At 42.0% G+C, this 26,973-nt stretch carries 33 protein-coding genes and 1 pseudogene; 6 read left to right on the forward strand and 28 right to left on the reverse strand.

Going from position 1 to position 26,973, the window contains the following annotated elements; all coding sequences use genetic code 11:
* Positions 1–6: 6 nt before the first annotated feature.
* The 12 genes from MKP07_RS39880 to MKP07_RS28720 all read right to left on the reverse strand — a co-directional run bounded on the left by MKP07_RS39880 (position 7) and on the right by MKP07_RS28720 (position 8,766).
* A complete protein-coding gene (locus MKP07_RS39880) occupies positions 7–1,653 on the reverse strand; it encodes a glycosyl hydrolase (protein ID WP_262919985.1) in 1,647 nt (548 codons plus the stop codon).
* Positions 1,545–2,999 carry a glycosyl hydrolase gene (locus MKP07_RS39885; RefSeq protein WP_262919986.1) on the reverse strand — a complete coding sequence of 485 codons (1,455 nt, stop codon included), beginning with the start codon at positions 2,997–2,999 and terminating at the stop codon, positions 1,545–1,547. The genes MKP07_RS39880 and MKP07_RS39885 overlap by 109 nt, the downstream gene beginning before the upstream one ends.
* A 337-nt stretch (positions 3,000–3,336) precedes the next feature.
* Positions 3,337–3,783, reverse strand: coding sequence for an SbcC/MukB-like Walker B domain-containing protein (locus MKP07_RS28680; protein WP_240851254.1), 447 nt, complete (start codon positions 3,781–3,783; stop codon positions 3,337–3,339).
* Positions 3,761–4,510, reverse strand: a complete 750-nt coding sequence (locus tag MKP07_RS28685) for a hypothetical protein (RefSeq protein ID WP_240851257.1) — start codon at positions 4,508–4,510, stop codon at positions 3,761–3,763. The genes MKP07_RS28680 and MKP07_RS28685 overlap by 23 nt, the downstream gene beginning before the upstream one ends.
* A complete protein-coding gene (locus MKP07_RS28690; RefSeq protein WP_240851259.1) occupies positions 4,507–4,695 on the reverse strand; it encodes a hypothetical protein in 189 nt (62 codons plus the stop codon). Before MKP07_RS28690 ends, MKP07_RS28685 begins: the two co-directional genes overlap by 4 nt.
* Before the next feature lie 113 nt (positions 4,696–4,808).
* A complete protein-coding gene (locus MKP07_RS28695; RefSeq protein WP_240851261.1) occupies positions 4,809–5,027 on the reverse strand; it encodes a hypothetical protein in 219 nt (72 codons plus the stop codon).
* Complete coding sequence (locus tag MKP07_RS28700) at positions 5,012–5,377, reverse strand: hypothetical protein (RefSeq protein WP_240851262.1); 366 nt, start codon at positions 5,375–5,377, stop codon at positions 5,012–5,014. The genes MKP07_RS28695 and MKP07_RS28700 overlap by 16 nt, the downstream gene beginning before the upstream one ends.
* A 211-nt stretch (positions 5,378–5,588) precedes the next feature.
* The gene (locus MKP07_RS28705; RefSeq protein ID WP_240851264.1) at positions 5,589–6,458 is read right to left on the reverse strand and encodes a hypothetical protein; all 870 of its coding nucleotides are present in this window, start codon (positions 6,456–6,458) and stop codon (positions 5,589–5,591) included.
* Complete coding sequence (locus MKP07_RS28710) at positions 6,458–6,727, reverse strand: ATP-binding protein (protein ID WP_240851267.1); 270 nt, start codon at positions 6,725–6,727, stop codon at positions 6,458–6,460. Before MKP07_RS28710 ends, MKP07_RS28705 begins: the two co-directional genes overlap by 1 nt.
* On the reverse strand, positions 6,699–6,896 hold the full coding sequence (locus MKP07_RS39890) for a DUF4194 domain-containing protein (protein WP_262919987.1): 198 nt from the start codon (positions 6,894–6,896) through the stop codon (positions 6,699–6,701). Before MKP07_RS39890 ends, MKP07_RS28710 begins: the two co-directional genes overlap by 29 nt.
* A gap of 47 nt (positions 6,897–6,943) precedes the next feature.
* Positions 6,944–7,195 carry a DUF4194 domain-containing protein gene (locus tag MKP07_RS39895; protein WP_317236127.1) on the reverse strand — a complete coding sequence of 84 codons (252 nt, stop codon included), beginning with the start codon at positions 7,193–7,195 and terminating at the stop codon, positions 6,944–6,946.
* 101 nt (positions 7,196–7,296) lie between these two features.
* The gene (locus MKP07_RS28720) at positions 7,297–8,766 is read right to left on the reverse strand and encodes a DUF3375 domain-containing protein (protein WP_240851268.1); all 1,470 of its coding nucleotides are present in this window, start codon (positions 8,764–8,766) and stop codon (positions 7,297–7,299) included.
* Between the two features lie 269 nt (positions 8,767–9,035).
* On the opposite strand from MKP07_RS28720, the gene MKP07_RS28725 reads away from it, so the two are divergent.
* Positions 9,036–10,145 carry a hypothetical protein gene (locus MKP07_RS28725; RefSeq protein ID WP_240851272.1) on the forward strand — a complete coding sequence of 370 codons (1,110 nt, stop codon included), beginning with the start codon at positions 9,036–9,038 and terminating at the stop codon, positions 10,143–10,145.
* 8 nt (positions 10,146–10,153) lie between these two features.
* Here MKP07_RS28725 and MKP07_RS28730 read toward each other — a convergent pair whose 3' ends face one another.
* The 4 genes from MKP07_RS28730 to MKP07_RS28745 form a co-directional block, all read right to left on the reverse strand.
* Positions 10,154–10,327: a hypothetical protein gene (locus tag MKP07_RS28730; protein WP_240851274.1), complete on the reverse strand. Its 174-nt coding sequence runs from the start codon at positions 10,325–10,327 to the stop codon at positions 10,154–10,156.
* A gap of 345 nt (positions 10,328–10,672) precedes the next feature.
* A complete protein-coding gene (locus tag MKP07_RS28735) occupies positions 10,673–10,939 on the reverse strand; it encodes a hypothetical protein (RefSeq protein ID WP_240851275.1) in 267 nt (88 codons plus the stop codon).
* Entirely contained in the window at positions 10,915–11,532 is a 618-nt protein-coding gene (locus tag MKP07_RS28740; RefSeq protein WP_240851278.1) for an enolase C-terminal domain-like protein, read from the reverse strand. The genes MKP07_RS28735 and MKP07_RS28740 overlap by 25 nt, the downstream gene beginning before the upstream one ends.
* Positions 11,533–11,558: 26 nt before the next feature.
* Positions 11,559–11,699, reverse strand: coding sequence for a hypothetical protein (locus MKP07_RS28745; protein ID WP_240851279.1), 141 nt, complete (start codon positions 11,697–11,699; stop codon positions 11,559–11,561).
* A 318-nt stretch (positions 11,700–12,017) separates the two neighbouring features.
* Here MKP07_RS28745 and MKP07_RS28750 point away from each other — a divergent pair, with 318 nt between their 5' ends.
* Positions 12,018–12,422, forward strand: coding sequence for a cupin domain-containing protein (locus MKP07_RS28750; RefSeq protein ID WP_240851281.1), 405 nt, complete (start codon positions 12,018–12,020; stop codon positions 12,420–12,422).
* Between the two features lie 365 nt (positions 12,423–12,787).
* Here the strand turns inward: MKP07_RS28750 and MKP07_RS43095 are convergent.
* The 3 genes and pseudogenes from MKP07_RS43095 to MKP07_RS28770 all read right to left on the reverse strand — a co-directional run bounded on the left by MKP07_RS43095 (position 12,788) and on the right by MKP07_RS28770 (position 15,759).
* Positions 12,788–14,531, reverse strand: a pseudogene (locus MKP07_RS43095) (lysine N(6)-hydroxylase/L-ornithine N(5)-oxygenase family protein).
* Entirely contained in the window at positions 14,495–15,130 is a 636-nt protein-coding gene (locus tag MKP07_RS28765; RefSeq protein ID WP_240851286.1) for a heparan-alpha-glucosaminide N-acetyltransferase domain-containing protein, read from the reverse strand. Before MKP07_RS28765 ends, MKP07_RS43095 begins: the two are co-directional and overlap by 37 nt.
* A 38-nt stretch (positions 15,131–15,168) precedes the next feature.
* A complete protein-coding gene (locus MKP07_RS28770) occupies positions 15,169–15,759 on the reverse strand; it encodes a GNAT family N-acetyltransferase (RefSeq protein WP_240851287.1) in 591 nt (196 codons plus the stop codon).
* A gap of 113 nt (positions 15,760–15,872) precedes the next feature.
* On the opposite strand from MKP07_RS28770, the gene MKP07_RS41490 reads away from it, so the two are divergent.
* Positions 15,873–16,868, forward strand: a complete 996-nt coding sequence (locus MKP07_RS41490) for a helix-turn-helix transcriptional regulator (RefSeq protein WP_317236129.1) — start codon at positions 15,873–15,875, stop codon at positions 16,866–16,868.
* Positions 16,869–17,242: 374 nt separating this feature from the next.
* Complete coding sequence (locus MKP07_RS28780; protein ID WP_240851289.1) at positions 17,243–17,650, forward strand: hypothetical protein; 408 nt, start codon at positions 17,243–17,245, stop codon at positions 17,648–17,650.
* Positions 17,651–17,694: 44 nt separating this feature from the next.
* Here MKP07_RS28780 and MKP07_RS28785 read toward each other — a convergent pair whose 3' ends face one another.
* The 6 genes from MKP07_RS28785 to MKP07_RS28810 are packed head-to-tail and all read right to left on the reverse strand — an operon-like array spanning position 17,695 to position 22,765.
* Positions 17,695–19,095, reverse strand: coding sequence for a RagB/SusD family nutrient uptake outer membrane protein (locus MKP07_RS28785; protein WP_240851291.1), 1,401 nt, complete (start codon positions 19,093–19,095; stop codon positions 17,695–17,697).
* A gap of 35 nt (positions 19,096–19,130) precedes the next feature.
* Positions 19,131–20,234 carry a SusC/RagA family TonB-linked outer membrane protein gene (locus MKP07_RS28790; protein WP_240851293.1) on the reverse strand — a complete coding sequence of 368 codons (1,104 nt, stop codon included), beginning with the start codon at positions 20,232–20,234 and terminating at the stop codon, positions 19,131–19,133.
* A gap of 20 nt (positions 20,235–20,254) precedes the next feature.
* Positions 20,255–21,493: a SusC/RagA family TonB-linked outer membrane protein gene (locus MKP07_RS28795; RefSeq protein WP_240851295.1), complete on the reverse strand. Its 1,239-nt coding sequence runs from the start codon at positions 21,491–21,493 to the stop codon at positions 20,255–20,257.
* 14 nt (positions 21,494–21,507) lie between these two features.
* The gene (locus tag MKP07_RS28800) at positions 21,508–21,864 is read right to left on the reverse strand and encodes a TonB-dependent receptor plug domain-containing protein (protein WP_317236151.1); all 357 of its coding nucleotides are present in this window, start codon (positions 21,862–21,864) and stop codon (positions 21,508–21,510) included.
* Positions 21,825–22,364: a carboxypeptidase-like regulatory domain-containing protein gene (locus tag MKP07_RS28805; RefSeq protein ID WP_240851297.1), complete on the reverse strand. Its 540-nt coding sequence runs from the start codon at positions 22,362–22,364 to the stop codon at positions 21,825–21,827. The genes MKP07_RS28800 and MKP07_RS28805 overlap by 40 nt, the downstream gene beginning before the upstream one ends.
* 11 nt (positions 22,365–22,375) lie before the next feature.
* Entirely contained in the window at positions 22,376–22,765 is a 390-nt protein-coding gene (locus MKP07_RS28810) for a TlpA family protein disulfide reductase (protein ID WP_240851299.1), read from the reverse strand.
* Positions 22,766–23,633: 868 nt separating this feature from the next.
* On the opposite strand from MKP07_RS28810, the gene MKP07_RS28815 reads away from it, so the two are divergent.
* Positions 23,634–23,804, forward strand: a complete 171-nt coding sequence (locus MKP07_RS28815; RefSeq protein WP_240851301.1) for a hypothetical protein — start codon at positions 23,634–23,636, stop codon at positions 23,802–23,804.
* Positions 23,759–23,911 carry a helix-turn-helix domain-containing protein gene (locus tag MKP07_RS43100; protein WP_394803714.1) on the forward strand — a complete coding sequence of 51 codons (153 nt, stop codon included), beginning with the start codon at positions 23,759–23,761 and terminating at the stop codon, positions 23,909–23,911. The genes MKP07_RS28815 and MKP07_RS43100 overlap by 46 nt, the downstream gene beginning before the upstream one ends.
* 183 nt (positions 23,912–24,094) lie before the next feature.
* On the opposite strand, the gene MKP07_RS28820 is transcribed toward MKP07_RS43100, so the two are convergent.
* From MKP07_RS28820 to MKP07_RS28830, 3 genes are all read right to left on the reverse strand, one after another.
* Positions 24,095–25,191, reverse strand: a protein-coding gene (locus MKP07_RS28820; protein WP_240851303.1) for an IS3 family transposase whose coding sequence is annotated in 2 segments (ribosomal slippage) — positions 24,095–24,936 and positions 24,936–25,191 — 1,098 coding nt in all. Because the reading frame shifts where the segments join, the coding sequence is not laid out codon by codon here.
* A gap of 624 nt (positions 25,192–25,815) precedes the next feature.
* Positions 25,816–26,682, reverse strand: coding sequence for a glycosyltransferase family 4 protein (locus MKP07_RS28825; protein ID WP_240851305.1), 867 nt, complete (start codon positions 26,680–26,682; stop codon positions 25,816–25,818).
* An 11-nt stretch (positions 26,683–26,693) separates the two neighbouring features.
* Positions 26,694–26,939, reverse strand: coding sequence for a glycosyltransferase family protein (locus MKP07_RS28830; protein ID WP_240851307.1), 246 nt, complete (start codon positions 26,937–26,939; stop codon positions 26,694–26,696).
* Between the last annotated feature and the right edge of the window lie 34 nt (positions 26,940–26,973).

Here is a 26,973-nt window from a genome sequence, read left to right on the forward strand (position 1 = left end):
AATTTATCAGAAGGTAGAAATGGTTACCGGTCCTATTAAACCTGATGGCATTAATTCAGCATCCTTTTTAAAGGCAATATTAGTATTGGTAATGCGCTGTTGCTCGGGCAAAGCTGCATCGCCAATCAGCCGGTTGGGCCAAAGGTTAATCACTTCAATTTGCAGGATATTCTTACCAGTTTTCAGCCTGCCTGTCAAGTTTACCTCCCAGGGTGCCGTCCAAATAATACCTAAATCCTTCCCATTCAAACTCACTCTGCAAATGCTTTTCACCTCTCCCAAATCTAATACAACTATTGGTTTATTGCTAACTGAAGATTTTATATCCAATACTTTTTCATATACAGCTTTACCTGAATAGAATTTGATACGCGGATCATCGTGCTGCGTCCAGTCTGCCAGTTTTTCAAATACTGTTTTACCGGGACCGCCCCTATCGGTATCAAAAATAACAGTCCAGCTGCCCTCCAATACCTGTTGATCTTTAGACCTGAGAGCCGATTGAAAATTATTAAAACCAGTGCGGGCGATGCTGGTTGCTGATTTCGGAAATACTACAAAAACAGACTGAAATACATCAAAGCTTAAATGGATGGTTGTTCGGTTGCCGTTGGTATGGTATTGGGGAAGCAGTATGCTGCCATTCACCGCATCCCATAGTTCAGGTACTTTTCCCGATACCCGGAACTTGCAGTTGGTGGTAACTTTACTATTTTTCCGGTTGGTTAAAAAATAGATTTCTGCTTCGTTGGTGCTTCGATGGATGTAATCGATCCATGCTTCGGAGTTGTCATATTCAAAATCAGGCTCCACGCCTTTTGATTGCAATACCTGTCTGATCTCAGATGTGTTGAGCACTTTACCAGGTGTGGCCACCCCAGGCTTTTCCCATAATGTGTTTTTAATCGATTTTATTTCGTTATCGCATTGCGGGTAGTTTTTAAGACCTGAATCTGTTTCGGGAGGGCTGCCTATAACCGTTGCCCCATCCGCTACGAGCTCCCGGATCTTTTTAAGGGAAGCCAGTGACATTCGACGCGATGCGGGTAATACCAGCAAACGGTAGCTCATACCATCGGGTAAAATCAAACGTCCATCTTTTACCAAAAGCCTGTTAAGCAATACCTCTTCATTACAAACATCATAATCATATCCCTTTCCAATTCTCGGATCGATATGTTTCTGAGCAACCAGGTTGGGCGCTGTATCTCCATTATAAAATAATACATCTGCTACAAACATGCCTGCTCTTAACAAGTGTTGACAGCGGGCGATATAAGTGAGAAAACCTGAGGACAATTCCCACCAGGTTATGTTAGGATTAAAGTGGGTTCCCGCACCGTATTCATATCCGGGTAAACCGTCTTCCGGCCGTGTTGAAGTTGTAGAGTGTATTACGATCCGGTTTACACCCTCACAAAAGGCCCTGTCCAGTGACTGTTTTAAAGAAGCAGGACTATCCTGCCAATGACGCATGGTGGTGAATGCCTCTGCTGATACGGTTTTGCGGCCATAGATATGGGCTGCCGAAGCTACCATTTTGGTTACTTTATTTTGTCCGAAATCCAGCCTCGAAACGCCATAAGATTTATCATCTGTAAGCATTTCGGGATTTTCATGGTTGGGACCCAGCCAAAACTCCCCTGCCGGCATATCGCTTCTGCCAAGGTTTTTAGTCCGTCGAGGCAAATAGTTCCGGAGCGACTTGGCCCGGCGGCTTCGTTTTGTACCGATATGCCCTGCTCATGGCATAGTTCGGCAAAACGACTGTAATGCTCATCAGCCATACAGTCGGCTATCGTTTTGCGGTAATCGTTCAAAAAGCGATCAGAGATATCGGCGCTGCCTATAATAAATCCGCTTAAAACCGGTAGATAGGGTGTTGCATCATAACCGCGATAATGCTTAAATTTCTCCAGGATCCTGCCCGTCCAGTTGGGGAAACCGTCCTCAAAACTATCGTCGCAGAAATAAGCAGGCTTGGTGCCTACTTTGGCCGCTTCCTCCAGCAACACTTTACCAAAATGTTCAAACTGCAATTCTACTCCCCGCTTGTCAAACCAATCAATTGATAAACCATCGGCTTCGGGTTGCGCAATCATCAGCCTCGAGCCTGTCATACGATGCCCGGTGCGTACAATGATCCAGTTTCCTTCTGGTACCTCCCAGTTCAGTACGCCTTCCTTTAGCAGGGGTGTCAGGTCAATTATTTTGTCTACCGGTATGGGTGTATCATTATTTTCATTGATCCAGGGCTTTACTACAGGATCCATAATTTCAAAAGACTTGGCAAAATTACTGGCATCGCGGCGATTGGTTTTAGCATCCAGGTTTCCCAGCCGCTCTCCGGCAATCCTGAAGTTGCCATTGGTTTGAATAGGAATAGCCACCACGGAAGTATCCCTGTAATCCAGTTTTTCTAATGGTAGCCCGATGTAATCTTTGTAACCAGGTGGGTTAAACACCTTATCGTACCCTGCCCTGCCGTTGGGTAAAGGTAGTGGCGCATTAAATTGCAAAGGACCTTTTAGTTCTAACGTGCTCTGTAAATACCATCTACCCGAGTCCTGGGGTTGTATCCACGGACCTCCCATGCACCAGCCCGAACTCATGTTTATACCTACTTCAATTCCCAACCGTTTAGCCTCCTTCATTGCAAAACGATATAACTCCTTCCACTCTTCCGAGAACAGCTTTACGCCCTGCGGTATCCTGGCACCGCCCAAACCATCAGCGCTGTTGACCAGCAAAACACCACCAATTCCTTTACTTTTAAACTCGGTTAAATCGCGTAAAATTCCTTTTTTGTTGACAAGACCGTTAAACCACCACCAGTAACAGGCGGCGCGTGTATGCTCTGGCGGATTCATAAATTTCCGCGCTAATTCGCCTCCAACGTTCTCTTCGGCCAGCGACAGCGATTCTCCCGGTTTCAAGAAGGTAGTACTTAGGCCAGTAAGCCCACTGATCTTGATAAAATTTCTGCGGTTGAGGCTCATTTGTTTTGTTTATAAATTCAATGAGAATAAAATGACCGACAAGTCTTTCATAATAAAAATAAACAAAACGAAATATATTAAAACAAGATTTGAAATATTATTTAACATTATTAACGGAAAAATAATGTGGAGGGGCAGGTGGAAATACGGCAGGGTTCCGTTTCACTTCGGTTTGAAAATCGGCAATTAGGCTACATGTGGAGTTGGCTCTGAGCTGCTTTTTCAGGGTACGAAAATATAGCTGATCATTTTCATAGGAGGAAAAATGCTGATACACTGGTTGATTTCAATAGAAAATCAACCAGAGAGGAAAACAGATCGCGAACCGAAAACAGGTTTACATTACCGCTATTTCTTCCTTATTTTTTATTTTATGCTGAAGCTCTTTAATGGTCATATTATACATTACACTGTGACGATTATTGACCCTTTGAACCAGGTGAATATGGGCAATATAATCCTGCACAATCTGTATCTTATCGCTCGGTGTTACCACCAGTAATTGCAGGTGTAATTGTTTGCACAGTTCCATCAGGTAAGTAGCCTTATCCTCGTCCTGGTTACTGAAGCTTTCATCTACTGCAATAAAACGCAGGCTGCGGCTGTTCTTTCCCTCGCGGGTAATACCAAACTGGTAGGCGATAGCGCTACAGAGAATGGTATACGTTAATTGTGCCTTCTCACCTCCTGATAGCTGCCCCATCTGGCGATAGGTTTTCTTAAGCTCGTTGGTATTGCGATATTTCTCGTCTGCCCAAAACTCAAACCAGTTTCGTACATCCATAACGCGCGCGATAGCTCTCACTTTCATCCAGGCTATCGATCAGCGGCTGTACTTTCTGGCGAAAATGCAAGGCCTTATCTTCAAACTTACTTTGCTGCCAGTTGGCCGCCTGAGGTAAAGCATCCAGCAAGGCATTTCTAAATGCTTTGATGGTGGCATCCGGCACCGGGCGTTTACCTAGTTGTATATAAGTGTCCGGAAGGCGGTTAAAATTGATAACACCTAAGGACTGGTTGAGTTTATTAACGCTATTATTGATCTCCCGCTCCCATTTCTCCATCTCTTCGTTCAACCCGCCAATTTTGTAGGTGATGGTATCGTTGATGAAGTTTTCAAAATCGCGCCTGTATTTGGGAAGGTTTTCTGTTTCCAGCTTGTCCAGCCATTCTTTAAACTCCTCTGCATACGCTGCCTCATCCGGCAAAAACTGTACATCGCTGTACCAGTCCGGAAAGCGCTGTAGCAGGTTGGGTGAAGGATTTTTGATCTGGCTGATACTACGGTTTAAATGCGTTTCTGCTTTATGCAGCTGTTGCTGTATATTGGTTGCTTCCGCATCCAGTTTTTCCTTAAAAAGCCGGTAAGTTTCTTCAATAGTATCCAACACTACACCACCCAGTTCAATCGCATGCTGCTGCTGAAACTGTATTAGTTCATCTTTGTTCTCCGTAGTAATATGCTGCAATAATAGCTGTAAAGAAGCTCTTAGCTGCCTTCTCCCGTTCATACGGTTTTGTAGTGTGGCAACTTCGCCATTGGCGGACAGCCATTTTTTTCGGCCTCCGTACGCTGTGCTATTATTTCGTCCAGCTGCGACGTTAAAGCCTGTAACTGATTGTTACTTTTACTCAACTCGCTGATCTGCTCTTCGGTTTTATGCAACAGGCGCTGAAAGCCCGCAACGTCTACCAACGCAAACCCTCCATGCTCCTGTACACGGCTCAGGGCATAAAACTGCTTCTGCAGGCGTCCTGCCCTGTTTCTGCAACGTTCTATAATTTCAGCCGTATTGGCCAGTTCATCTGTTAGTTTATTCCTGTGCGTAATGAGCGCCTCTTTTTACGCTCATTGTTCCAACCCATTACATAGCGGCCGGCATCATTGCCTCCCTGCCGGTCGTCTTTTTCATGGCGATTGCGGTTTTTAACCAGCCCGTTGATGGTGATGGCTTTATCATATCGTTCCAGCGTTTTTTCATCGTTAAGGCATACATAGGAAAACTGTTGTATTACCTGTTGCTGCACCCACCCGGATAAAGGATGATCGGGGTGAAAGTCCAGCTTATAAAAACCGTATGGTCTTCTGGGAGAATTTGAATAGCGTCCTTTACATGATAGTAAACCAGCCGCGCTCCAATATTGGTTTGGTTAATATAGCGGGTAACTTTTTTATAATGCTTATCAGGTACCAGCAAACGCAGCGAAAAGCCATGTAATAATTTTTCCAGAGCTGGTTGCCAATGTAAATCCTCTGATTTTACCTGTACCAGCTCGCCTGCAAAAGGCAGGTCAGAAGTTTCCAGCCTTAATGCATTGCACAATTCTTTTCGCACGTTTACCAGGTGGGCGGGTATATTGCTTTTGCTGTGGAGCAAAATATTCAGCTCTCTTTCCAGCTGCTCCCTTTCGTCGTTAGCCTTGCGGTGCTGATTTTTAGCATCAAAATCGTCATCTTCATTCAGCCGGTTTTCCCGGTCTAACCTTAACGCAGCCTTGGAGACTTCTTTCTGTATCCGCTTATAGCTTTCTTCGTCAGAGGCGGTTTTATCTTCCAGGTGCAGCGTGGTACACCATTCGGTAAAAGGGTCAGGTTGGCTTCGGCCTCTTTTTCTTTACCTGCTGATCTTTCAGGTCCTGCTCCAGCTGCTTTAAACGCTGGCCGGCTTTATTCTGTTCGATCTGGTTACGGGTGGTTCGTTCTTCCTCGTGCAAGCGGTCTATGGCTTCTTTCAGATCTGTTGCCTGCTGCTCCAGGTTTTTGATGCCTGAAGCATCTTCTTCCAAAGCCTCCTGCAGCAAAACATCCTGGGTATAGCTTTTCCAGATACTGGCTGTTTGAACCGACTGCTGTATGGATTTTTGCTGATCCTGCAGATTTCTAAAACCGGTATAATGTTCGTGCACCGGCTGCAGTAAACGTATCTGCTCTTCCGCCTTTTCAATATTACGCTGCGCATCCAGCAAGGTGGCCAGGTGCTTTTTCAGCTCCTGGAAGGAAGATTCCATATCCCTTGGCTCCAGCATGTGGATGCGTATAAAATCATCCAGGTTGCCGAGCACTTTAATACCCACTGTTTGGTTGAATAAAGTAAGCGCCTGAATACTTTGCATACCCAGTACATCTACCATACGGTTGGCATATTTGCTGGCCGCATCGAACCACTCTACCTGTTTGCGGCTGCCTTTATTATACTGCTGATCAATTCTGCGCTTCCAGGCATTGCCCAGGTCGAAGGGCTTAAAATCAGTTTCAATACGCAGGCTTTTATGGGCAATACCAAAGCGCTTCTGCATATCGCCGTTATTAAAATAACGTACCTGGAACAAGGTTACTTCCTGCTCCGCCTCATTTGTAAAATTTGCCAGTAGTATGCTGTAAGCTTCGTCGCGGTTCTCACGCAGATAAAGCGTTTTGGTAACACCTGTATCGGAGTTAATGGTACCATACCCACCCATCACGTAAGTATCTTCCGTTCTGTCACCCTTCTTTTCACTACCACTACTCTGGTTGTAAAAGCGATATCTTTTTCAGGAACAATCAGGGTAAGCAGTGCATCCACAAAAGTGGTTTTACCACTACCGTTGGCGCCAGTCAACAGGCTGGTTTCGCCGTTGGGCGTTATCGTATGTATCTGCTCATCAAAAGTTCCCCAGTTAAATACCTCCATGTATTGTAACCGGAAACCACTCTTTTCATTATCCGTGCTGAATACGCTTAGCTGCATGTGCTGTCAGTTGCTGTTTAAAGTCTTCTAATATTTCACCGTCTACCCGGGCCTTAATGATCTTTTTAATACGGAATTTCTGCTCATCTGCCACATCATGATTTTCCGATCGTTCCAAAAACCCATTTTCCTCTGCCCGGTCTATCAGCCGGTCAATGTCTTTCAACATTTTTACCCGGCTGGCATTTTCTTTAAAAAACAGCTCTGCATACTCTTTTATTTCCCGTCTTTTTTGATCAGCTCGCGGTGGGTGGCCTCTCCTACCTCAAACTCCGCCATCATATCGCGCAGCAATACCAACATCACGCTTTCATCGTAGGTAAGGCTGCGGCGTTGTGCCCAGCTTACGCCGGTGGTATCTTCTTCGGTAATACTATGTTTAATATAAGCATACCCATCCTGTTCATCCAGTACCAGGGTTAAGCCCAGTTGTTGTAAAAATCCGGTCAGCTCCGCCCGGTATTGCACCAGTTTTTCCCAGGTGCTTTTCTCCAGGTATTCTACCGGACCTTTCAGTAATTTTATAAAAACGGGGTAAATGCGTGTATTTTATCCGCCATCTGTTCTTCTTATTTGCTAAATAATAAATAGGGTACTTCTACAAACTTGGTAGCCTCCTTATTCAACGGTATCAACTCCACAGCGGTCCCAATAATCTGCACCCTTTTTGATTTCTCTTTTAAAAAGCTATAGTAACCGATCACTTCTGCCAGGCCATTGTCTAGTGAAGTCGCTTCTACAATCTCCTTTAAAGTAGCGGTTTGCTTTTCCTTTAAAACCTGCTCTACCTTACTCCATAATATCTTTTTATCAATAAAAGTAGTGTTCAATAACCGGTTAAACCGCTCTATATCGGCGATCTTTTCTACAGCCGCCACGGGCTGTTTTAAGGTAGCGGCAGACTTCTTTTCTTCCAGGGCCAGTTTACGGTCCATCACTATCTTTATCTCGGCGGGTTCTTCAACCTGCAGGCCGGCATCAATTTGCTCCTCCTCCATCAGGTCAAAAACCAACTCCTTAATACTGCTGATCTGCTGCCTCAACCGGCGATGACGGGCAATTTCCTTTTCGGTAATAATACGGCTCAGCTTTTCCGCCATTTTATCGTTGGCATCATATACCGACTTGCCCTGCTCTAACAGGAAGGATTTGATATTTTGCAGGAAACCCGTATCCGCTTCCAGCTCCCGGTCTTCCAGCAATAGCAGCAGCTGCTCTGTAAGATTGCGCCATTCTTCCTGTCCATTGCGGGAGATCAGGAAATCCCAAAAAGCATAAAAGCTTTTACCCTGGTTGCTACTGCGTAAAGCATCGTAAGACTCAAAAGCAAACCCAACAATAGTGCCTTTATGCTGCTCAGCCTTGGTGTGCTGCTCTACAATATTGCGGTGTATTTGCTTAAAATTGTCTTCTACTTCCCGAAAATCGCCGATCAGCTCATAGCATAGTTTGATGAAAAGGTCGAGGCGCTCTTGCACCTGGGCATTATTGTACCGTTGCGGGGCCACACCCAGTTCCAGTGCTTTTATCTCTTTATCAATTTCGGCCCTGCGATCTTTGAGTATCTGTAATTTCTTCTCTTTGTCATCCTCTGTATTTTCTACCATATCGCGTAAAGAGCCAAACAGCATTTTAAAACGGCTTTCTGTTCCCACATGGTTTTGTCCCAGCTGCAGGTTCTGCATCCATTGAAACACTTTTTCAGTGTAAGCGCTCAGTTGGTAATTGGTATTGCCCCCGGTATCCGGGTAATCCTGTAATATGCGTTTTTGCACCCAGTTTACCAGGTATTTGCGACTTCGGCTTTCCTCATCTTCCCCAAACTCAATTCTCGCTTCCTCCAGGTCTTCGGTACCATCATCATGTTGACCAAGGGTTTCGGCCAGCAGGGGCACCAGCTGCTCTTCCTTTACCACCATCCGGCGGTTTTCTTTGAATACGGTGTATAGAAAAGGCAATACCCAGCCCGCATTGCGCAATCGCAGCATCTGCAAAGCCGGTGAAGATTGTATTAAAAAATGTATGTTTTCGCTTGTCATGCCCTTTTGCTCACTTTATAGGGGCGCGCAAAATAAGCTATTATCAGTATTATAAGCAGATAAGCTATTCACATATTAACCACGACTGAGGGAAGTATTAGTTGACAGTTTACAGATAATAGTAACATTTGACAATAACTATTTTATTAACAAAATGCATTCATTTTATATTTATATAAAGATATCAAAACATTGATTAATAAATATTTACTCACTATACTTAACATTAAATATCATATTATATTAGATCAACTAAGTAAAAAAGATCGATGTTCTTTGCATTTGGTATCTTTAACGTAACAACTATGTGTATTAAACTAAAACTGCTTTTTTGCTGCCTGTTAATATCTATAACCGGAAAATGTCATGTCGATATTATATGGAAAAATAAAATAGATAATGTAACTGCGCAGATTACCATTAGGATGGCTAGCGAAGAAAAAAGTAAAACCTTTATGTTAGGCTCTTATGCTGCCAGGCTGGCGCGAAGACTAAATTATAGACGCTCCATTTTTATTGATTATCGCTGCGCTTATACGCGAACTATACCACCTGCCTATTTTTTGTCATTTGGCAAGGGGTCTTACACCGCGAAAGGCGGTTTGGCTACCGATAACCAGGGCAAAACCGATACAGCCAGATTATCGGGAAATTTAATGGCTGATAATGGGTTAGTAGTTATCGTTTACGCCTCAACGCTCGACTTTAAAGATGTGCTTAAGCTGTTAGAATATGGCATTCGAAACGAACAATCGATCAGATCTTCTCAAAAAACACTAGATACAAGGTACAACTTCACGTATTGGCAGCACAGTTTTGAGTCTATAGCAACGAACAAAATAACCGAAGTCATCTCTCAATCGTCAAAAAATGTCACCAGCATTTTGTCGGAGCCCTGTTTCAGATTTGAACAGGATCCTAAAGAATATCGGTTCGTGGAAATGAAAGCCAACCGTCGCTCGTTTTCGTATTATTACAAAGACGACCGATTTTTTAGTATCCTACCCTCCCATTCAAAAACAGATACCATTGTATTGCAAACTTCCGATATTGCGCATTGGTATTCGCCTGACCTGGAAACAGCTTTGGTATTTGATAGTGATACCAGCTTCTACTATCTGTCGGTGAAAGGAAATAAGTCAGTAATATCTCGCAGGCAAACCGTTCTTAATCGTAATGCCCGGTATTACACGCCCCGCGTATTTGGTGTAACCAACGATAAAGTATTCATCAGTTTTACAGACTGGTATGAAAGGCAGGTCAAATCGAAAAATTACGATCTCGTGCAAAAGTTTACAAAAGAGAGAGTATTGCTATTTTATCCCGAAGACAGTCAGCTCATACAGGATATAGACCTGGCATTACCTCCCAGGAAATAACTGGCTTTCTAATCATTCCAGCCATAGCTTCTCCAGTTTTGTAAATGGGATTCATATTTCTCGGTTACCGTAAATCCCCGTGAATAGGAAACTGTGAAATCCTGGGTATGCGCCAATTTTGTATACTTTATACCAAAAGAAGTTGCCAGGTTTTCCGGCACTTTACCAGTTTCAGTTTTCAACGTCTGTACTTGGCCGATAATGAATTCACTTCGCTTTTTCTGAATGATGTTAACGACAAAAGCAGACAAGAATTGCGAGACAATAAATAATGGAAACAGTGAAAAGGAGAAAAAGATTGATCGCTTATCGCCCTTCTTACTTATTAAAGCCGTTAGCGCAATCACTAAGGATGTAATAAATGCAATAAGAAAGGAATGAGCAAGTAAAATGCCAGAATCACTACCCAATAGCTTATAAAAGGTGCAATTACCCCTAATACTATTACAGCGGTCGGCAATATTTTTTGGCACAGCTTCAAATCAATTAATAAGCTATTAGTCATTGCAATCATCTGGACAGCCAATTTATACCTTCTGAAACGCCCCTGTATACTCGATCCCCAAACCAGGCAATCCATTATACAACACTTTCCCATTATCGTAAGCAACACCCGTTGCCACATCTTCTGCCAATAATAAGGGGCCGTCCATATCCAGGTAATCAACCAGCGGGGCTAAATGTGCCATTGCCGCCGAGCCTACCGTGCTTTCGTTCATACAACCCAGCATTACATTTAAATTTCGTTTACGGGCATCAGGTATCATTCTCAGCGCGGGGTAATGCCGCTGCATTTGGTTAGTTTAATATTCACCCCGTGAAAATGCCCCTCACATTTGGCCACATCTGCCTCACTAACACAGCTTTCATCGGCCATTAAGGGCAAAGAAGATTGTTCGTACAGTATTTTCATGCCCTCCCAGTTATCTTTTGCCAGCGGTTGCTCTACCAGCTCCACGCCCAGTTCTTTTAGCTGGGGTATCAGCTGCAGGGCTGTATCCAGGTCCCAGCCGGCATTGGCATCTACCCTTAGTACGGCATCGGTTTGCGCACGCAATGCTTTTACAATAGCCATATCGTCAGCCGTACCCACTTTTATTTTATAAATGGGCCAGGGTTTTTCTTTTAACTTCTCCGTCATTTTTTCAATGCTGTCGATACCAATGGTATAATCGGTCAACGGTGTTTTGGTGGTATCGCCCCTCCACATTTTGTACAGGGGTTTGCCGGTCATTTTACCAAACAGGTCCCAGGCCGCCATGTCCAGCGCACAAACCAAAAACGGGTTTTTGGGCAACAAGTGATGCAGGTAATGCCAATAGCGGTCGGTTTCGGTAAAGGCAAACTTCTCGATCATGGCCCGCTTGGCTTCCAGGTCGGCAACCATTTGTTCTACCGTAATATTATAATAAGCTATGGCAGGCGCTTCCCCATAGCCGTAATACCAAAATGCTCCAATGCAACAATCAGCGTGGGCTGATGGGTTTTGGTTCCCTTAGATATGGTAAACGGATGCCTGAACTTTAAATGATGGGTATAGTACTCCAGCTTCACTTTATAATATTTGCTGCAAAAAAACAACTCCTTTCGCAAAAAACGAAAAGGATTTCTAATATAGGAGCTTGTAAGTACGAGAATAGCCTCTATAAAATCTAAATCTGAACTGGCCAATGGCGCAAAAAAGTTGCCCCAATACGTATGGGGGAATCTAAAGTTTTGATTTTATGTTGATATGACGGCACATTATTTGAGCCATTATTTACAGTCGGCCACTTGTTAAATAAAAATGCTTCCCAACTATGAGGCCTTTCCCTGGTTCTTCATTGAAAGCAAAACCAATGAGGGCTGCTAAAAGCACTATAAATTCAATGTATGCATACCGAAAATAAATTCAATGAGTCTACTCCGCAACGGCCGGAGGGAGAAAGGGTATTAAACGCACCCCTGGTTGAAATGAACCTGAACCGATTTATTGAACAGGTAAAAAACGAGTCAACATGGCTGGAGAGCGATCATAACTCCATTACAATTTTTAAATCCAACAGCCTTAGAATTGTATTGATGGGGTTGCATGAAAATGCGGAGTTGAAACCTCATAAAGCCAATGGCGTCATCAGCGTGCAGGTGTTGGAGGGGAAATTGCGTTTTAGTACAGAACAGGAAACCCATATAATGGAGAAAGGCCAAATGGTCGCCCTCCGGGAAAATATCACCCATAGTGTTAAGGCGTTGGCTGAAAGTTTTTTCCTGCTCACATTATCTATGAACCATCATTAACTCAATGCACAACGCCGGTATTAAGAGTATAAGCTACATTCTCCGGCTACTGTTTTAATTGGTAATAAGTACATCAAAATCTACCATTTCTATTCACACTGCACTCAACCTTCTCATGGATCAAGCCCAATAACGTGAGTATCCTATTCATTGTACATTAATATTTACTATAGGGGATTATAATTAGTTTGCTTTTTTGTAACGGACATCATTCTTAAAATTCAATTATATGCATAAAACTATAGTAGCAAACCTGGTAATTGAAATAGGCCCGCCCTGGAAAGAGCGGCCTTTGCTAACCTATGAAAAACACTAATAGTTAAACCTTCAACTATCAAGATACTTGTGGTATCTCTATCAATGCCTTACACCGCGCATCCGAAACTCTGAAAGCTGGTTCCCAAATCAACCGGATAATAATTGTGATCCAGAATCGTATTGATAATCACTGCGTTTCTATAGGCTCCCAATCCAAGATCCGGGGCATTAAACCCATGTGTATGCAGCTCTGCGTTCTGTATAAAAATACGATTGGCATTGTCCAGCGAGTAGTTACGCAGAATGTGCAGGGAGCCATCGGCATTTCGCTGGAACATGTGCTCCAATGAGCCCAGGAAATCCGGAACACGGCTGGTATAACCCGTCGCCAGTATAATACAATCGGCATCGGTTGTAAATTTCTTATGCAGGGCATTGTGATAAAATTCCAGCTCGTAGCAATCATCCGCTCCCCTGCTCACAGCACTTAATTCAGCATGTGCCTGTATCTTAATATGCTTGTCATGGCCTTCGGTAAACAAGCTATATAACCTGTCATAAATGGCATTAATCAGCTGATGATTGATACCTTTATACAATGTTGCCTGACTTTTTAATAACCGACTCTTTTCATCTTTTTCAAGTCCGTAAAAGAAATCAATATAATCGGGCGAGGTCATTTCATAATTCAGCTTGCTATGTTCCATTGCATAGAAGCGATCAGACCTGGTATACCAGTGTAAAGGCGTTTCAATAGTATCCAGCTGATACAATAGGTCATGAAATATTTCTGCAGCACTTTGACCTGAACCAATTAAAACTACTTTTTTGATTGGATTATTTCTCCACGCCGATACATATAGTCTGCGGCGTGTAATACTTTTTCATTTAGAAATTGCCGGGTGTTACAAGGCAGGCAGGGCTGTGAACCTATACCCACCACCAGCTTCCGTGTTCTAATAATTTGTCTTGAATCGGTACTTTTATCGTAGCATGATACTATAAAAATCTCCAGCTCCCGATTGTAATCGACACTTTCCACTGTAAAACCGAATAGCAGGTTAGTTAGCTGTCCACACACCCACCGGCAGTAGCGGTTATACTCGCTCCTGGTTATGTAGCCTTGCTCATGTACACCAAATTGAATGAGCCGGTTATGCGAACGGAGAAAATTGAGATAAGAAAACTTACTGGAAGGATCAGCGAGGGTTACCAGGTCTGCGAGGTAAGAAACCTGCAATGTGCTTCCGGGATCAGCATCCCTTCATGCCAGTTAAACTCCGATTTTTGCTCGATAAAAATGGTATTTAAATTATTTACAGGTGCTGTAAGTGCGGCGAGGCCAAGATTGAAGGGACCAATACCGATTCCGGCAATATCATAGATTTTTGTCTCGGGTTTCATAACTGTGTTTTTTAATGAAGGTTTTTTTGTCAGCAACCGGGCAATACTGAAACTTAATGTGCTGGTTACAAAAACGGCAAAAAGAGAAGGTAATATGGGAAGTTGATTATAGCCGAAGATCAGGAACATCCACATGATAATGACCCATTGCACTACGTAAATAATAGTAATGTGTTTACTAACGAACTCCAGCAGCTTGAAAAATAGGTTGGAGGTTTTCAGGTGGGCAAATCCTATAAATAAAGAGGTCCATAAAAGCGCAATACCACTATGCAATAAAGTACCGCCCCTTCCCTGCCTGTAAAAATTATCATTCCACTCAACAGGTTCGTACAACATCAAAAACTTACCCAAAATGATAACTAATACACCGGCTGATATCATTGTACTTAAAAATGTGCGGGAAGTATTTAATTGTAACAAGCGTCCAAACACAAGGCCCAACATGGGAAAAAATATCCACGGGAATACCGGGAAAAATGCTTTAGGGGGAGGCCCGTGAGCAATTGGACAAATTCCGCATTTGAGGATTTGTTTATGTTCCAGGTATAAGGCGATATCCACCATACTATAATCGCAACTATGAGAATTATAATAATGGCCGGACAATACTTGTGAAGCAAGGCGCAAAAAAGATAAGCCAGTGCAGCAAATTGTAGTATATCTCCAATCATCAATAACTGCCATCCAACAGGCGCATCCGGACCTATTGCAAGTGTCACAAGATAATCTTCCGGTAAAAGATGTAAATAATAAGGAATTACAAGGCGTAGCAGATTGAGCAGATAACCCAGCCCTCCTATCTGTAAGCTTCTAACTACAATTTGCCGGTTAGTTTTAGTACGCCCCAGCACAATAAATATGCCCATGAGGAGCATGAAGAGCTGTGCACCCGGACCTTCAGCTAAAAATCCTAATACAATACCCAGCCACCCTTGTTTCACTTCATCCGAACTATATAACATCACACTGTGTACTGCGGGCATAATAAAGACAATAAATCCCCTGGCAAGGGAAAATCCCCTGCTTTGCGTTGGTGTAAGCATGCTACTTATTTTAAATTATGGTTCTTACTTTGATTACATCACCATCTTTTTAAGAATTCAGTTTTTTCTAAAAAATAAAGGTTAGCAGTTTTGTAGGAGAGTGTAATGGGTTTTACAAACTGGAATCCAACTCGTTTAACCAATTCATTTGCATTGATGTTACTGGCATCTGGCTCTCCTATAATTCTTTTGGCCCCTGATATGAACAGATACGATATACCACATAGCATTACATGGGTTGTAAGCCCTTGCACAGGATTTATGGGTGGCCCCATTAAAAGATGCACGCCGATATCATCTTCCTGCACCTCATACTTATCTCCTACTTCGTCCAGTTTTGGATTATAAAAATCCATTTGTGCAACAGGCATGGGATTTCCCTGGTAAAAGAACATCAAAGAGTCTCCAAGGCCGCTTGCCAAAAATTGTTCATAATGATGATAGAGCTTTTTGTAAGATCCATCCATTTGCCAGAATGTTTTAGCGTACTCCATATTTACCCATTTATGCAGAACAGGAATATCTCTTGTTAAACTAAGCGGACGGACTTCAAGTGTATAATTTGGAAACTGCTGCACATGCAGAACAATTTTTCGTTTTAACTCATCCATTGGTGCAATTGGTCGCATAATCAAAAGATTTAATATTTTATTATAATTTTGCCTAACAATCAGATTACTATCGTTAATCGAACAGTCTGACTTTAAAAGCTATAAAACACCAACAAAACAGGTCCATTTTTATGAGTGACATGTTTAAAATAATAACAAGTATCAATGAGGCCGTCGAGCTCTTTCCTATCATTGATAACCCTTTTGCCCCTTCACCTTTTATAGAGCAATTTGGCAACATGGGTAACTACGGTAGTATGCGTTTCAAGAAAATATCCTTAACCGACATTACCCTTTGGATCAGTGAGTATAACATGACTTATGAAACCGTATTTCACGCAGCAGTTGATCAACCCATTCTGGAAGCCCATATCACGCTCAATAACCGCATGGTTCAGTCTCTCGGTAAAAGGAAGAGTTCTATTTTTGACGACCGGGAATTCAATGTTACCTATGCACCATATATGGAAAACAAAGTTTTATTCCCCGCAGGCGGCGCTTATACAACCTTTGACATCCATCCCTCTGAAAAATTGCTGGAAAGATTTTCTGTAGACTTTCCTTTTCTCAACCAGTTTCTGAATAAAAAGATTCAACAAAAAGAAAACGTACTTCAATTAATGGGTCATCGTAGTTTTTTAAACTTCGAAATGGAGAACATGGTTAGAAAGTTGCTCGACTACATATCTGATCCGTTCCCGAGTAAAACATTAATCACGATCTGGGCTATGGAACTCCTTACTTCGTTTCTTTTAAGATCTCAGAATAATATCTATCCACAGTACAGGCATCATAATCGTCATATAGAGGCACTTCTGCACGCTAAAGAAATTGTAGAATGGGAAGCCAGAACGTTTGAAGATGATAACCTTTTCTCTTCAGAGATTGGCCTTGCCGAAAAAGTGGGGTTAAGCATCTTTCAACTACGTACCGGTTTTCAAAGAACATTTGGACTACCTATTAACCAGTTAAGGCTCGAAATACGCCTTCAAAAAGCCAGGCTACTACTGTCCGACGGTAAATTCTCGGTGCTTGAAGTAGCCTTAAGAACGGGTTACCAGTCAAGAGAAGGCTTTGCCAAAGCTTTTAAAAGATATTATGGCATCACTCCCGGGTCTGTGAAATAGCCACTTCCCTATTTTCAAAAGAATCCTTATTCTACATTTCTGGTCACACAGGCCGGCTTCTCCAGCAACCATCTTTGTATCAACAAAGGCTGGTGGTCTTTACTGGGATAATGAAGTATTCAGAACTTATTATCCGCTGCGAGCTTCACCAGTTGTCACTCAAACAATGAAGCCACATGTGGGATATAACACTACATAAACATTATGGGCCGCGGCTCTCCTTGAAAGACCCCTTCCACACCGGGCTATCAGGATTTATACCGCGAATGGGTATGCCGGTGCAGTGAAGCAATTGGTATACCCTTGCAGCCAACAAAAGCTTACCAGCTTTTATATCATAAAAAATATACATAACAATAAAAAACAATAGTATCATGAGAATTAATAATTTAAAATGGGCATTCCCCATCGCTTTTGTAGCAATTTGTGTGGCCTTCCTGGCATTTAAACCAGCACCTGCCAAACTCGCTGAAACCACTTTGTACTTTAAGTACCAACCCACTTCAGATTTCACTTCAACCTCGGTAACTTCCAACAGCAACTGGGAACTGGTGAGTCCTTCGGAAACCTGTGAGCATGAAGAGAATGATGTGGCCTGCTCTTTCAGTATTACAGTTTCAGAGGCTGACGAGGCAAGCTATCTGACCGGTTCGAATCCATCTTCCAGGGTGCAAATTCAGGCCAACGGAACTGGTCCTAATTATCATGTAGATGATGTGCTGGATATTACTAGCCCTAGCAACAATCTTCAACCTGATATAGCAAATATTGAAAGACCTTAATTATCCCAAGAAAGGTGATCCACCGTCGGATCGCCTTTCTTTTATCAATTTTGCGGTATGCCCGTAACCTCAATAATATCAATAGGAATGGGCAACGCGTAATAGGAAGCATTAGCCTCCAGCGTGTAAAGATTACCATCCAGGAAACGCCTCATTACAATATTCTTTCCTTCCTTGTTTAAGCGTTTAACTTCCATCCATCGAAGCCCCCTAAATAACAATTCCTTTCTTCGCTCCAGCAAAATCCTGTCAAGCGCCGCTTCCCTTGTATTTGCTGTCACGGGTATAAAGTCTGCAGTTCTGTATCGTTTAGACAGCAGATTGTTTAAGTCTTCTAACGCTTTCTGTAAATTACCTGAGCCATTAGTCGTACTCCTCACCAAACACTCCGCCCTGATTAGCAAGAGTTCCGCGGTGCTGATTCCGGTAAAATTTCTACTGGTTTGTGTGTAGCTGCCTTTAAACTGGTAATAGTTGCCAGACTTTGTGAAATAGGCGGTTCTCCTTAAATCATTCGTTTCATAGTTGTTCATCAACATTGAATCGATGCGGGCTCGCGATGCTAATATTAAAGAAGACGTACCTGTAGTATTCATTTCGGAATAGAACAAGGTTTCCTTGTTAAATCTTTTAAAAGGGTAATTGATAGTCAGTGTGCCTAAGTCCGGGTCGCCGTTATAGTTGATCAGGTCGCTTTTGATAGCTATCGCCTGGTCAGCATAATAGTAAGCGCTATCATACATACGCATGGAGAGATAGGCACGTGCCAGCAGACCGAAAGCTGCTGCTTTGGAAGGCCTGTAGCTATGCATAGGTAGATTGGGCAATAAACTCGCTGAGCGCTGCGCATCCTGTATAATCTGTTTGTAAGTTTCGGCAACGCTGCTTCTTACAGATGGATCATTATAGTTAGACGTTAATCTTAAAACTATCCCTTTGTCTGAAGAAGCAGTTGCCTCATCATATGCAAGCGCATAGGTCCATGCTAATTGAAGGAAATAGTAGGCTCTGAAAAAATATGCGGAACCATTTACATGATCCCATTCAGATGCATTGCCAGAAGTTCGTTCTATATCTTTCGACATATCCAGACAGAAATTGGAAATGTATATCGGGTAGTAACAAATGGCCCAGTCGTTAGGATACCTGTAGTCGTACGGTTTCCAGATATAAGCCTGCTTGGGCCAGTCATCGAGGGCCGCATAGCGTTCCGGCAGGCAAAAATAATCATCTGACGAGGTTTCCACTAAGGACGGCGTACGGTTCTCATTCATAGTGGCCGCATCATCCATTAGTCCCTGCAGGTCGCTGAGATAAGTAGGTATGCGTACGTTATTGGTAAAGGGATAGTCGAGGTATTTTTTGCAACCGCTGAGGCATAAAATGATACAGCCACCGGTTAGCCATAATATCAGGAAATATGCCCATTTATTAATAGTATTCATTTTTAAATATTGATGTGTTTAATAAAGTTGTGAGGTTAAAAACTGCATCTGAACCCGATAGTTGCCTGCCTGGGAGGTGCATAAGTATTGGGATAGTCAGGGTCGAGATGCTCCTTATTCGAACGCCAGATAATGCCCAGGTTGGCCAGGTTGCCATATACCTGTCCGCTTTGTAAAAAGCGCTTGGTTTTTCTGGACGCTAAATCGAAGGCAATATTCAGATAATGAAATCGTATATGATCGCCTTTTAGAGCATGCACAGACGCATATCGGTAAAACCCATCCCTGCCGGTGTATTGCGGGTAATCAGCATATACATAAGCTGGTATGTTGGTGCTAAATTCATCTCCCGGCTGTTGCCAACGCTTGTAATAGTCGGGATGACCGATCCCTGAACCATTTAATTCACTCAGTGTAAAAGCAGTCTTTCTGAAGTAATATCCAAGTTTATACATCAGGTTAAAGGAAAATGACAACCGTTTCCACCTCAGCTCATTAATGATTGAACCAAAATGTGCAGGTACCGAAGTGCCTATGAAAACGAGGCTGCCGCCATCAATACCATCTACAGTTATAGAATTACCTATTGCATTATAGTCTGTGCTTAACTGTCCATTTACATATCCTTGTGGATCTCCCTGATTGTTAAGGCCACCCCATCTGTACGACGTTATGCTGTATAAGGGCTCTCCCACTATCGGTGTAATAATGCTCCCATCCAGCAACATATTAAATTCTTTGGCATCGTCCGACAGGTAACGGGTGGTTTTGCTGGTATTATAGTTATAAATAAAGTTTGTTTGCCAGTTAAACTCACCGCGACTTATATTGATACTCCTCAGGTTTATATCAATACCCTGGCCCTTCATGTTGGAAGTATTGGTTACTACAGTCCCCTTATTTCCCCAGGTTGTATAGTCGTACAATGTATTTCCGTAGAGATCGGTGCCTTTTTTCTCATAGTATTCAATGCTGCCGCTGATATGTTTTCCCTTACTGGAAAAATCCATACCGATATTCAACTGTCTTGATTTTTCCCAGCGCAGATCGGGATTGTTTAAGTCATTAATACGCTGCATGGGAAAATTAGTAATACTATTGGTGAACGATGTACTGGTAGCTAATGGAGTTTTCCGCAAATCGATATTACCACTGTAGCCTAAACTAACCTAAGCTTTAGAAAAGAAACTGCCTGCCACCTGTAAAATTTTTCTTTTGAAATATCCCATCCACCTCCCACAGACCAAAGCGGATTCCACTTATCATTGGTATTAGCTCCAAAAACATTTGAAGCATCCCTCCGCCAGCTACCACTGATATGATACCGGCTTTTATAACTATACTGCGCATTTGAAAGCAGGCTAACAAACCGTCTGGTTAAGCGGTTACCAATACCAGGTGTGCCAGGTATTCTTGCTACAGTGCCTCCTATTAGCGTGCGGTAATTGGTTGCGTGGTTTACCGAAGCCATTGACAATGGCTCTTCAATGTAACCATACACCGTGAAATTACCCGCGTTAATTGTTTCAACCTCCCGCATTTCTGCGCCGGTTATTACGGATACATAATGATTACCGAAAGTCTTTTTATAATCCAACTGACCCCGCAGATTATATGAAATAAGATTAGAAATACTTTGAGTACGGATGGCACCTTTGGGTATATTATATACATCAGGTGTAGTGCCTGTGCCCAGTGTGGTAAAACGGTTGATGAGGTCACGGGTATTATAGCTTTCCTCGCTTGCCCATCGCTCGCTACTTGTCCACTGTTTTTGATACTGGTACATAGCTGTTGCGTTTAAGCCATCAAAAGGCGACCAGTTGATGTTGGCTCTTCCAATAAGCTCCTGTAAATGCTGTTTGGTATAATCCTGCTTAAAATCGTCAGCCGGGTAGTATAACCAGTCTAACAATCTGCCACTTCCTATGGTATCGAGAAATTCTTTCCGGTACCGGGGAATACCAATAGGGCTGCCATCCTGGTTGGTAAATAATTGGTAAGGAACATACCTGCTAGCCTGCATCGTAAGCGAAGTATATTCAGGCGCACCGGTTTTCGAGGTGCTATTGGTATAAAATCCTGCTAAACTTAAGCTGAGGTTTTTAAGGATTTTCAACGTGTTTTCAAAACGTGCATTGCTTCTGGCGGATGTGGAGAGATCGGTGTTGGTTGCCTGGTTATGATTGCCGGATATTAACCAGCTCATGTAGCTGCTTCCACCCGTAAGGCTGAGTGCGTATTGCTGGGTTACGCCTGTTTGCCGGAACAGATCATTAAATTGTTGAATACCGTTTTGTGTTTTCAATTGTTCTATTTGCCTGTTACCTTCCGCTTCTGAAAGCTTCCCCGTTTTAACTTGCTGCAGTATGGAAATCACAGGTGTTAAGGCCGGCATACTGGTGATATTATCTATAGTCGTATTAAAAAGCCCTTACTGAAGAGCAATCTTTCTATTTCGATATAGTCAGAAGTTGACATCTGGGTGCGGAGTAAAGAATGGGGATCTTGCTTCTCCGTTACGAGTACGTTGCTATTAAAACTAACTTTTAAAGGTTGGTTTAGCTTTCCCTTCTTCGTGGTAATTACAATTACGCCATTACCTGCGCGGGCGCCCCAGATACTGGCCGCCGCCGCATCTTTAAGAATACTGATGCTTTCTACTTCATCGGGGTTGATATTGTTTATATCTCCTTCATAAGGAAAGTCATCCAAAATAATAAGTGGGTTTACCGGACCATCAATAGTACTGAGCCCCCTGATGGAAATATCGTTGGGAAGAGCGCCACCGCACTGCTGCCTCTTTTACCAATATTAAAAATCAAACCGTTGGTAACGCCATTTAATCGCTGCAGGATATTCGTCCCGGTTTGTTGGTTGAGCATTTTATTATCTATCACCGTAACGGATCCGTTGATTTCATTAGGCTTTATTTTTTGGTATCCCGTATTTACCAACACTTCCTCCAGCTCACTTTCGCGCTGCGCCAACTCAAAATTGTAATAGGTCTGACTGCCATTAACCTGTGTTTTATAGCTCATAAAGCCAACATGAGTTATATAAAGTGTATCCGGAAATTTTGAAATATTGATGGCGAACTGACCTTCTTTATTCGTTTGCACGGTTACACCAGAGGCAGATCGTAAACTTACTCCGCTAATGGGTCGTTTTGTTGCCCCGTCTGTCACCACCCCGCTGATAGTGGTCTGTGCCATTAGGGCGCCGCTGAGCAACAGGTATGCGATGCCTGTAAAAATGTATTTTATCATATGGTTAGCATTTAGCGTTGAGTTGAATTGTTTCGTTTTAGATAACCTCTGCGTTCAACCTCGTACTCCATTTTTTCGAGGAAAGCGCTTAGGATTTCGGGGGTCACAAATGAGGAAGAAGTTTGCGCTATCAGCACATTATCAGGTGCGATCCAGGCGTAATGCGGATTATATTGTTTGTGTATGTACTGCTGCAAAATGGTATCGCCGGTGATAATAGGAATCTTTAGTTTTTGATTATTTGCTTTTTCCCAGCGTTCGATCGTAAGCTTTACGGTATTGCTATCTTCAGGGGTTATCAATAATATCTGTAGTTGGTCTTTAAAAACCGCCTGTATTGAATCCAGCTTTTTAAATGCTTTGATGCAGGGTATACAGGCGGTGTGCCAAAAGTCAAGCAATATCATTTTTTGATTATCCTGTTGAAAAAGGACAGGCTCGCTTTATTGTCAGTATGATTGAGCACCTCTGTGAATAATATATCGGGGAGGCGGTCTCCCGTATAAAGCGGTTTAATAGATTTTGACTGGGCTGTTGAGTATAGGCAAAGGAGTGCCATTACAGCGCATAGCGTTGTTTTTTTCATATTGAATTAAGTAGTTAAAGAATAGAAATCAGGTTAGACTTTCATCATTTTTTTGGTTTTGATGTTGGCATTAAACATTGAAACAGGTTTTTTATTTCTTGTTCAGTTAGAGGTAATAAAGAAACAGATAGGCACGATTTTCTTTACGACTACTAAACTGTTCATTAGTTTGAATGTGTATTGATGGTGTTATATTCTTGCCTAAAAATAAAATGGCCGGGTTAGGCATACCGCACCATGAGAAAGTTGCGGTCGCCGCCCGGCCATTTTACTTTCTATACCGGCATTTTAGGTTTGCAGGCATACAATAGCTTAAATGCAATAGCATGGGAGAAAATGTTTTGATATGGTGCTTTAATACTCATCTCTTAGGTTTTGATGAGTCGTTGGTAAGTGAGTTCACAAGCAGGCATAAGAAAGGCGTGGAACTCAACTTACCGCATTAGAGGTACTGGTATACCCACACACAGATAAGAGAGCCCACGCCGTAACGTGGGCATTCTACCTATCATCTCGTGTGTTTAAAAATTACCAGTTTTCTAATGCGAGACTCAAAGCAAATGCTTAAAATTCTTTCATAACAAAGTTAATGTTTCTATAGACATTTTATTGTTTATGCTCGAATTAAAGATAAAGAGAATATTTAAATACGGTTATATATAACCGTGAATATTTTTCAAATAATGAACACCTTGTTTGGCCAAAAATTACAAGGTGAAATGGATAAAGAAGAAATTAAAAAACTAAATCAGGCTTTTGGTGAAAATCTTCGAAAAATTCGGGATTCTAAAAAATTTCGCTGCTCCAATTGTCTTACAATTGCTCCATTGATGAAAGCAAGATTTCCAAGATAGAGCACGGCCGGTTTAACATCAAGCTATCCTCTTTGTTCGAGCTAGCCAAAGGTTTAAATGTAAGTCCGGAGACGCTACTGAACTTTCAGTTTGAGCAGGAAGAATGATATAGTGTATTGAGGTCCTCCCATATTTAGTAGCAGCCTAAACTAGAAAATTGGCGCTATTTTCCTGAGATATTGTGCCTGCGTGCGGAATGATGTGTGGTTGCTTTTTTACTTTTTTTCTTAACTCAATCCACACATCATTCCGAACGTAGGAGCCGCCGGCAGGCATAAGAAAAGTCTTTTTTATTGCTGTTGTTGAACCCATTTAATAAATTCTGCCGGGGTCATATCATTTAAAGAACTATGCGGCCTAAATTCGTTATACTCAATTCGCCAAGCTTCAATCTTTTCACTTGCGTCTTGTAAAGATAAGAACCAGTGGGCATTTAAGCACTCATCCCTTAAACTGCCATTGAAAGATTCTATGAACGGGTTGTCTGTTGGTTTACCTGGCCTGGAATAGTCCAGAGTTACTTTATTTTCATAAGCCCAACGATCAACTTCTTTTGAGATAAACTCACTTCCATTATCTGTTTGTATCCGTTTCGGAACCAAGCCTCTCTTAGATTTAATCTGTTGCAACGCTGTGACCACATCGCTGCCTTTTAATGACTGCCCCGCTATAATGGCCAAACATTCCCGACTAAAATTATCCACTATAGTTAATGCCCTGAATTTTCTGCCGTCAAAGAGCGCATCGCTCACAAAATCCATCGACCAAAACTGGTGCAATTCAGTATTCACCAGTCTTTCAAGCCTTTGTGCCGCAGCCCTGCATCGCCGCGGCTTTTTGCTTCTTAAGTTTAATCCTTCTTCTTTATACACCCGGTACACTCGTTTATGATTATCCCTCCAGCCTTCCCGCCTCAGCAGTATATATATCCGCCAAAGGCCATATCGCACACGTGTAACAGCAATCTCACGGATCCTGCTTCGTAGGGGTGCATCTTGCCTTCGATGGTGTTTGTAATAGTATACCGAATGATAAACCATCATTAACCTGCACGATCTTCGTGTTGATACCTGGTATTGCTGCCTCAGATATATCGCTAATTCCTTTTTCTGTGCAGGCTTCAGAGCTTTTTTTTTATTACATCCTGTAGCATTTGCCTGTCAAGACTCAAATCGGCTACAATCTGTTTTAAACGGGCGTTTTCCTCTTTTAGCATTCTTAATTCCCGAAGTTCGGATACGCCCAATCCTCCATATTTTTTCTTCCAGTTGTAAAAAGTAGCTTCCGAAATCCCCAGCTTCCGGCAGATCTCTTCCACCTTTACTCCCTGTTCTGATTGACGAATCGAAAACACAATCTGTGCCTCCGTAAACTTTGACTTCTTCATACGCAATATTTAATTTTTAAGTTATCGATATTGCGCCAATTTTCTACTTTTAATCGCTACGTTTTTTAGGGAGGAGGTCAGTATCATGCTTCTTAAACGAGTGCAATACTAGTCTGTGAAGCCTTATTAGGATGTTAGAGCGATATAGATTTCAATGGGAGGCGTTACACAGTACTGGATTATATCATACATGTAAGTAACAATGTGGACAGACAGCCTGCTGGCGAATGCGATACCTATTTACTAATGATCGATCGAATAATCATCAAGGCAATAATTCAAAAAAAGCCAGGGTAGACACCTAGCCGTTGCTAACCTATGAAAAACAGTATGAAGATACAATCTTCTGAATAACTTTTGAAATTTTTTTTAACTTTTTTTATTTTCTACTCAGGTTATCGTTCCTTGGGTCCAAACCTTTTAATATATCTTCTATGTGATACAATCTTGATGCTCTGGCTACAAATTTGTTGCAGGAATGTTATTAGCACGCTCCCCGGAGTTAAGACTTAGAAATACTGCAAAAAAGCATTGTCGATTGGGGAATTGAAAGGGTAATCTTTTCAGGTTCCCCGAGAAAATACATTCATGGCAATGATAAGTGGCATGAGAAACTTACGTATATTAAAGGCTCAAAAGGTGTAAAAGCTTTTTATTTACATGATTGCTGTCATATTTTTCTTTAGCTATTTTGTTACTTTCTACGCCCATAGTAATAATATAATCTGGATTTTCAATAAAAATCGTCATAGCCTCAACTAATTTTTCTATATCCCACTTAGGTATTAAAAATCCGTTTTTCCCACTAAGTACAGTTTCTCGGCACCCCGGAACATTAGTAGTTATAATGGGCCTCCCTAACGCCATTGCTTCCTGAGTGCTCCTGGGGAAGCCTTCTCTATACGATGGCAACACAAAGACGCCGGCATTTTTGACCCATTTAGTAACATCTTTAACATGCCCTGGGTATTCAATAATATTATTTGTTATATAGTAATTTAATTCGTTTCCAGTAAGGCTTCCCGGGTTTTCTGCATCCAAGCCACCAATTACATAAAAAACAACTTTAGAATGCTTTTGCTTTATAATCTCAACCGCTTTTAAATAATCATGAATTCCTTTTTCCTTCAACAGGCGCCCCACAAAAATAAAACTTACAGGATCTGGTTTAGGTTCAGTATAACTAAATTCTTTTAGGGATAATCCTATGGGCCCTAAAATATCGTAACTTTTTACTTTGATCTTGTGCGCTAGTAAAAGATCCCTATGATCATCGTTGTTCAAAAAAATAACTTTATCTGCTAATGGCAAGGACAAACGGTAAAGTGAAACCTGAATACTTTTGATGATCTTAGTTTTAAACGCAGGGCCTTGGGGTTGATCTGTGAAAAAATATCCTAATCCTTCAAGCATGGCCACGGTCTTCTTAACTCCAGCTAACCTTGCGGCTATTGTGCCAAAAATAACAGGCTTTGCAAATGTTGAAAGCACAACATCTGGATTTATTTTTTTATGATTCTAACAAGGCTAAAAACGTTTGCCAGGTCGGATAGTGGATTTAGGCCACCACGGGAAAGCTGGTAACCAACAGGTATTGCTCCAAGTAACTTTAAATTTTCCTCGCTATTCTGATCAAAATCAGTTGCTAGCGCATAAACTACTATGTCCAGCTCCTGAAAATATAAAATAAGTTCTTTTCTGAAATTTAGAAGTGCGTTTGCAGTATTACTTATAATTGCAATGGTCATAATATGGACATTTTAAGACTAACCATTAATGACC

Origin of the sequence: Paraniabella hibiscisoli (genome assembly GCF_022512515.1) — a bacterium.
In the GTDB taxonomy this organism is placed as follows: domain Bacteria; phylum Bacteroidota; class Bacteroidia; order Chitinophagales; family Chitinophagaceae; genus Niabella; species Niabella hibiscisoli.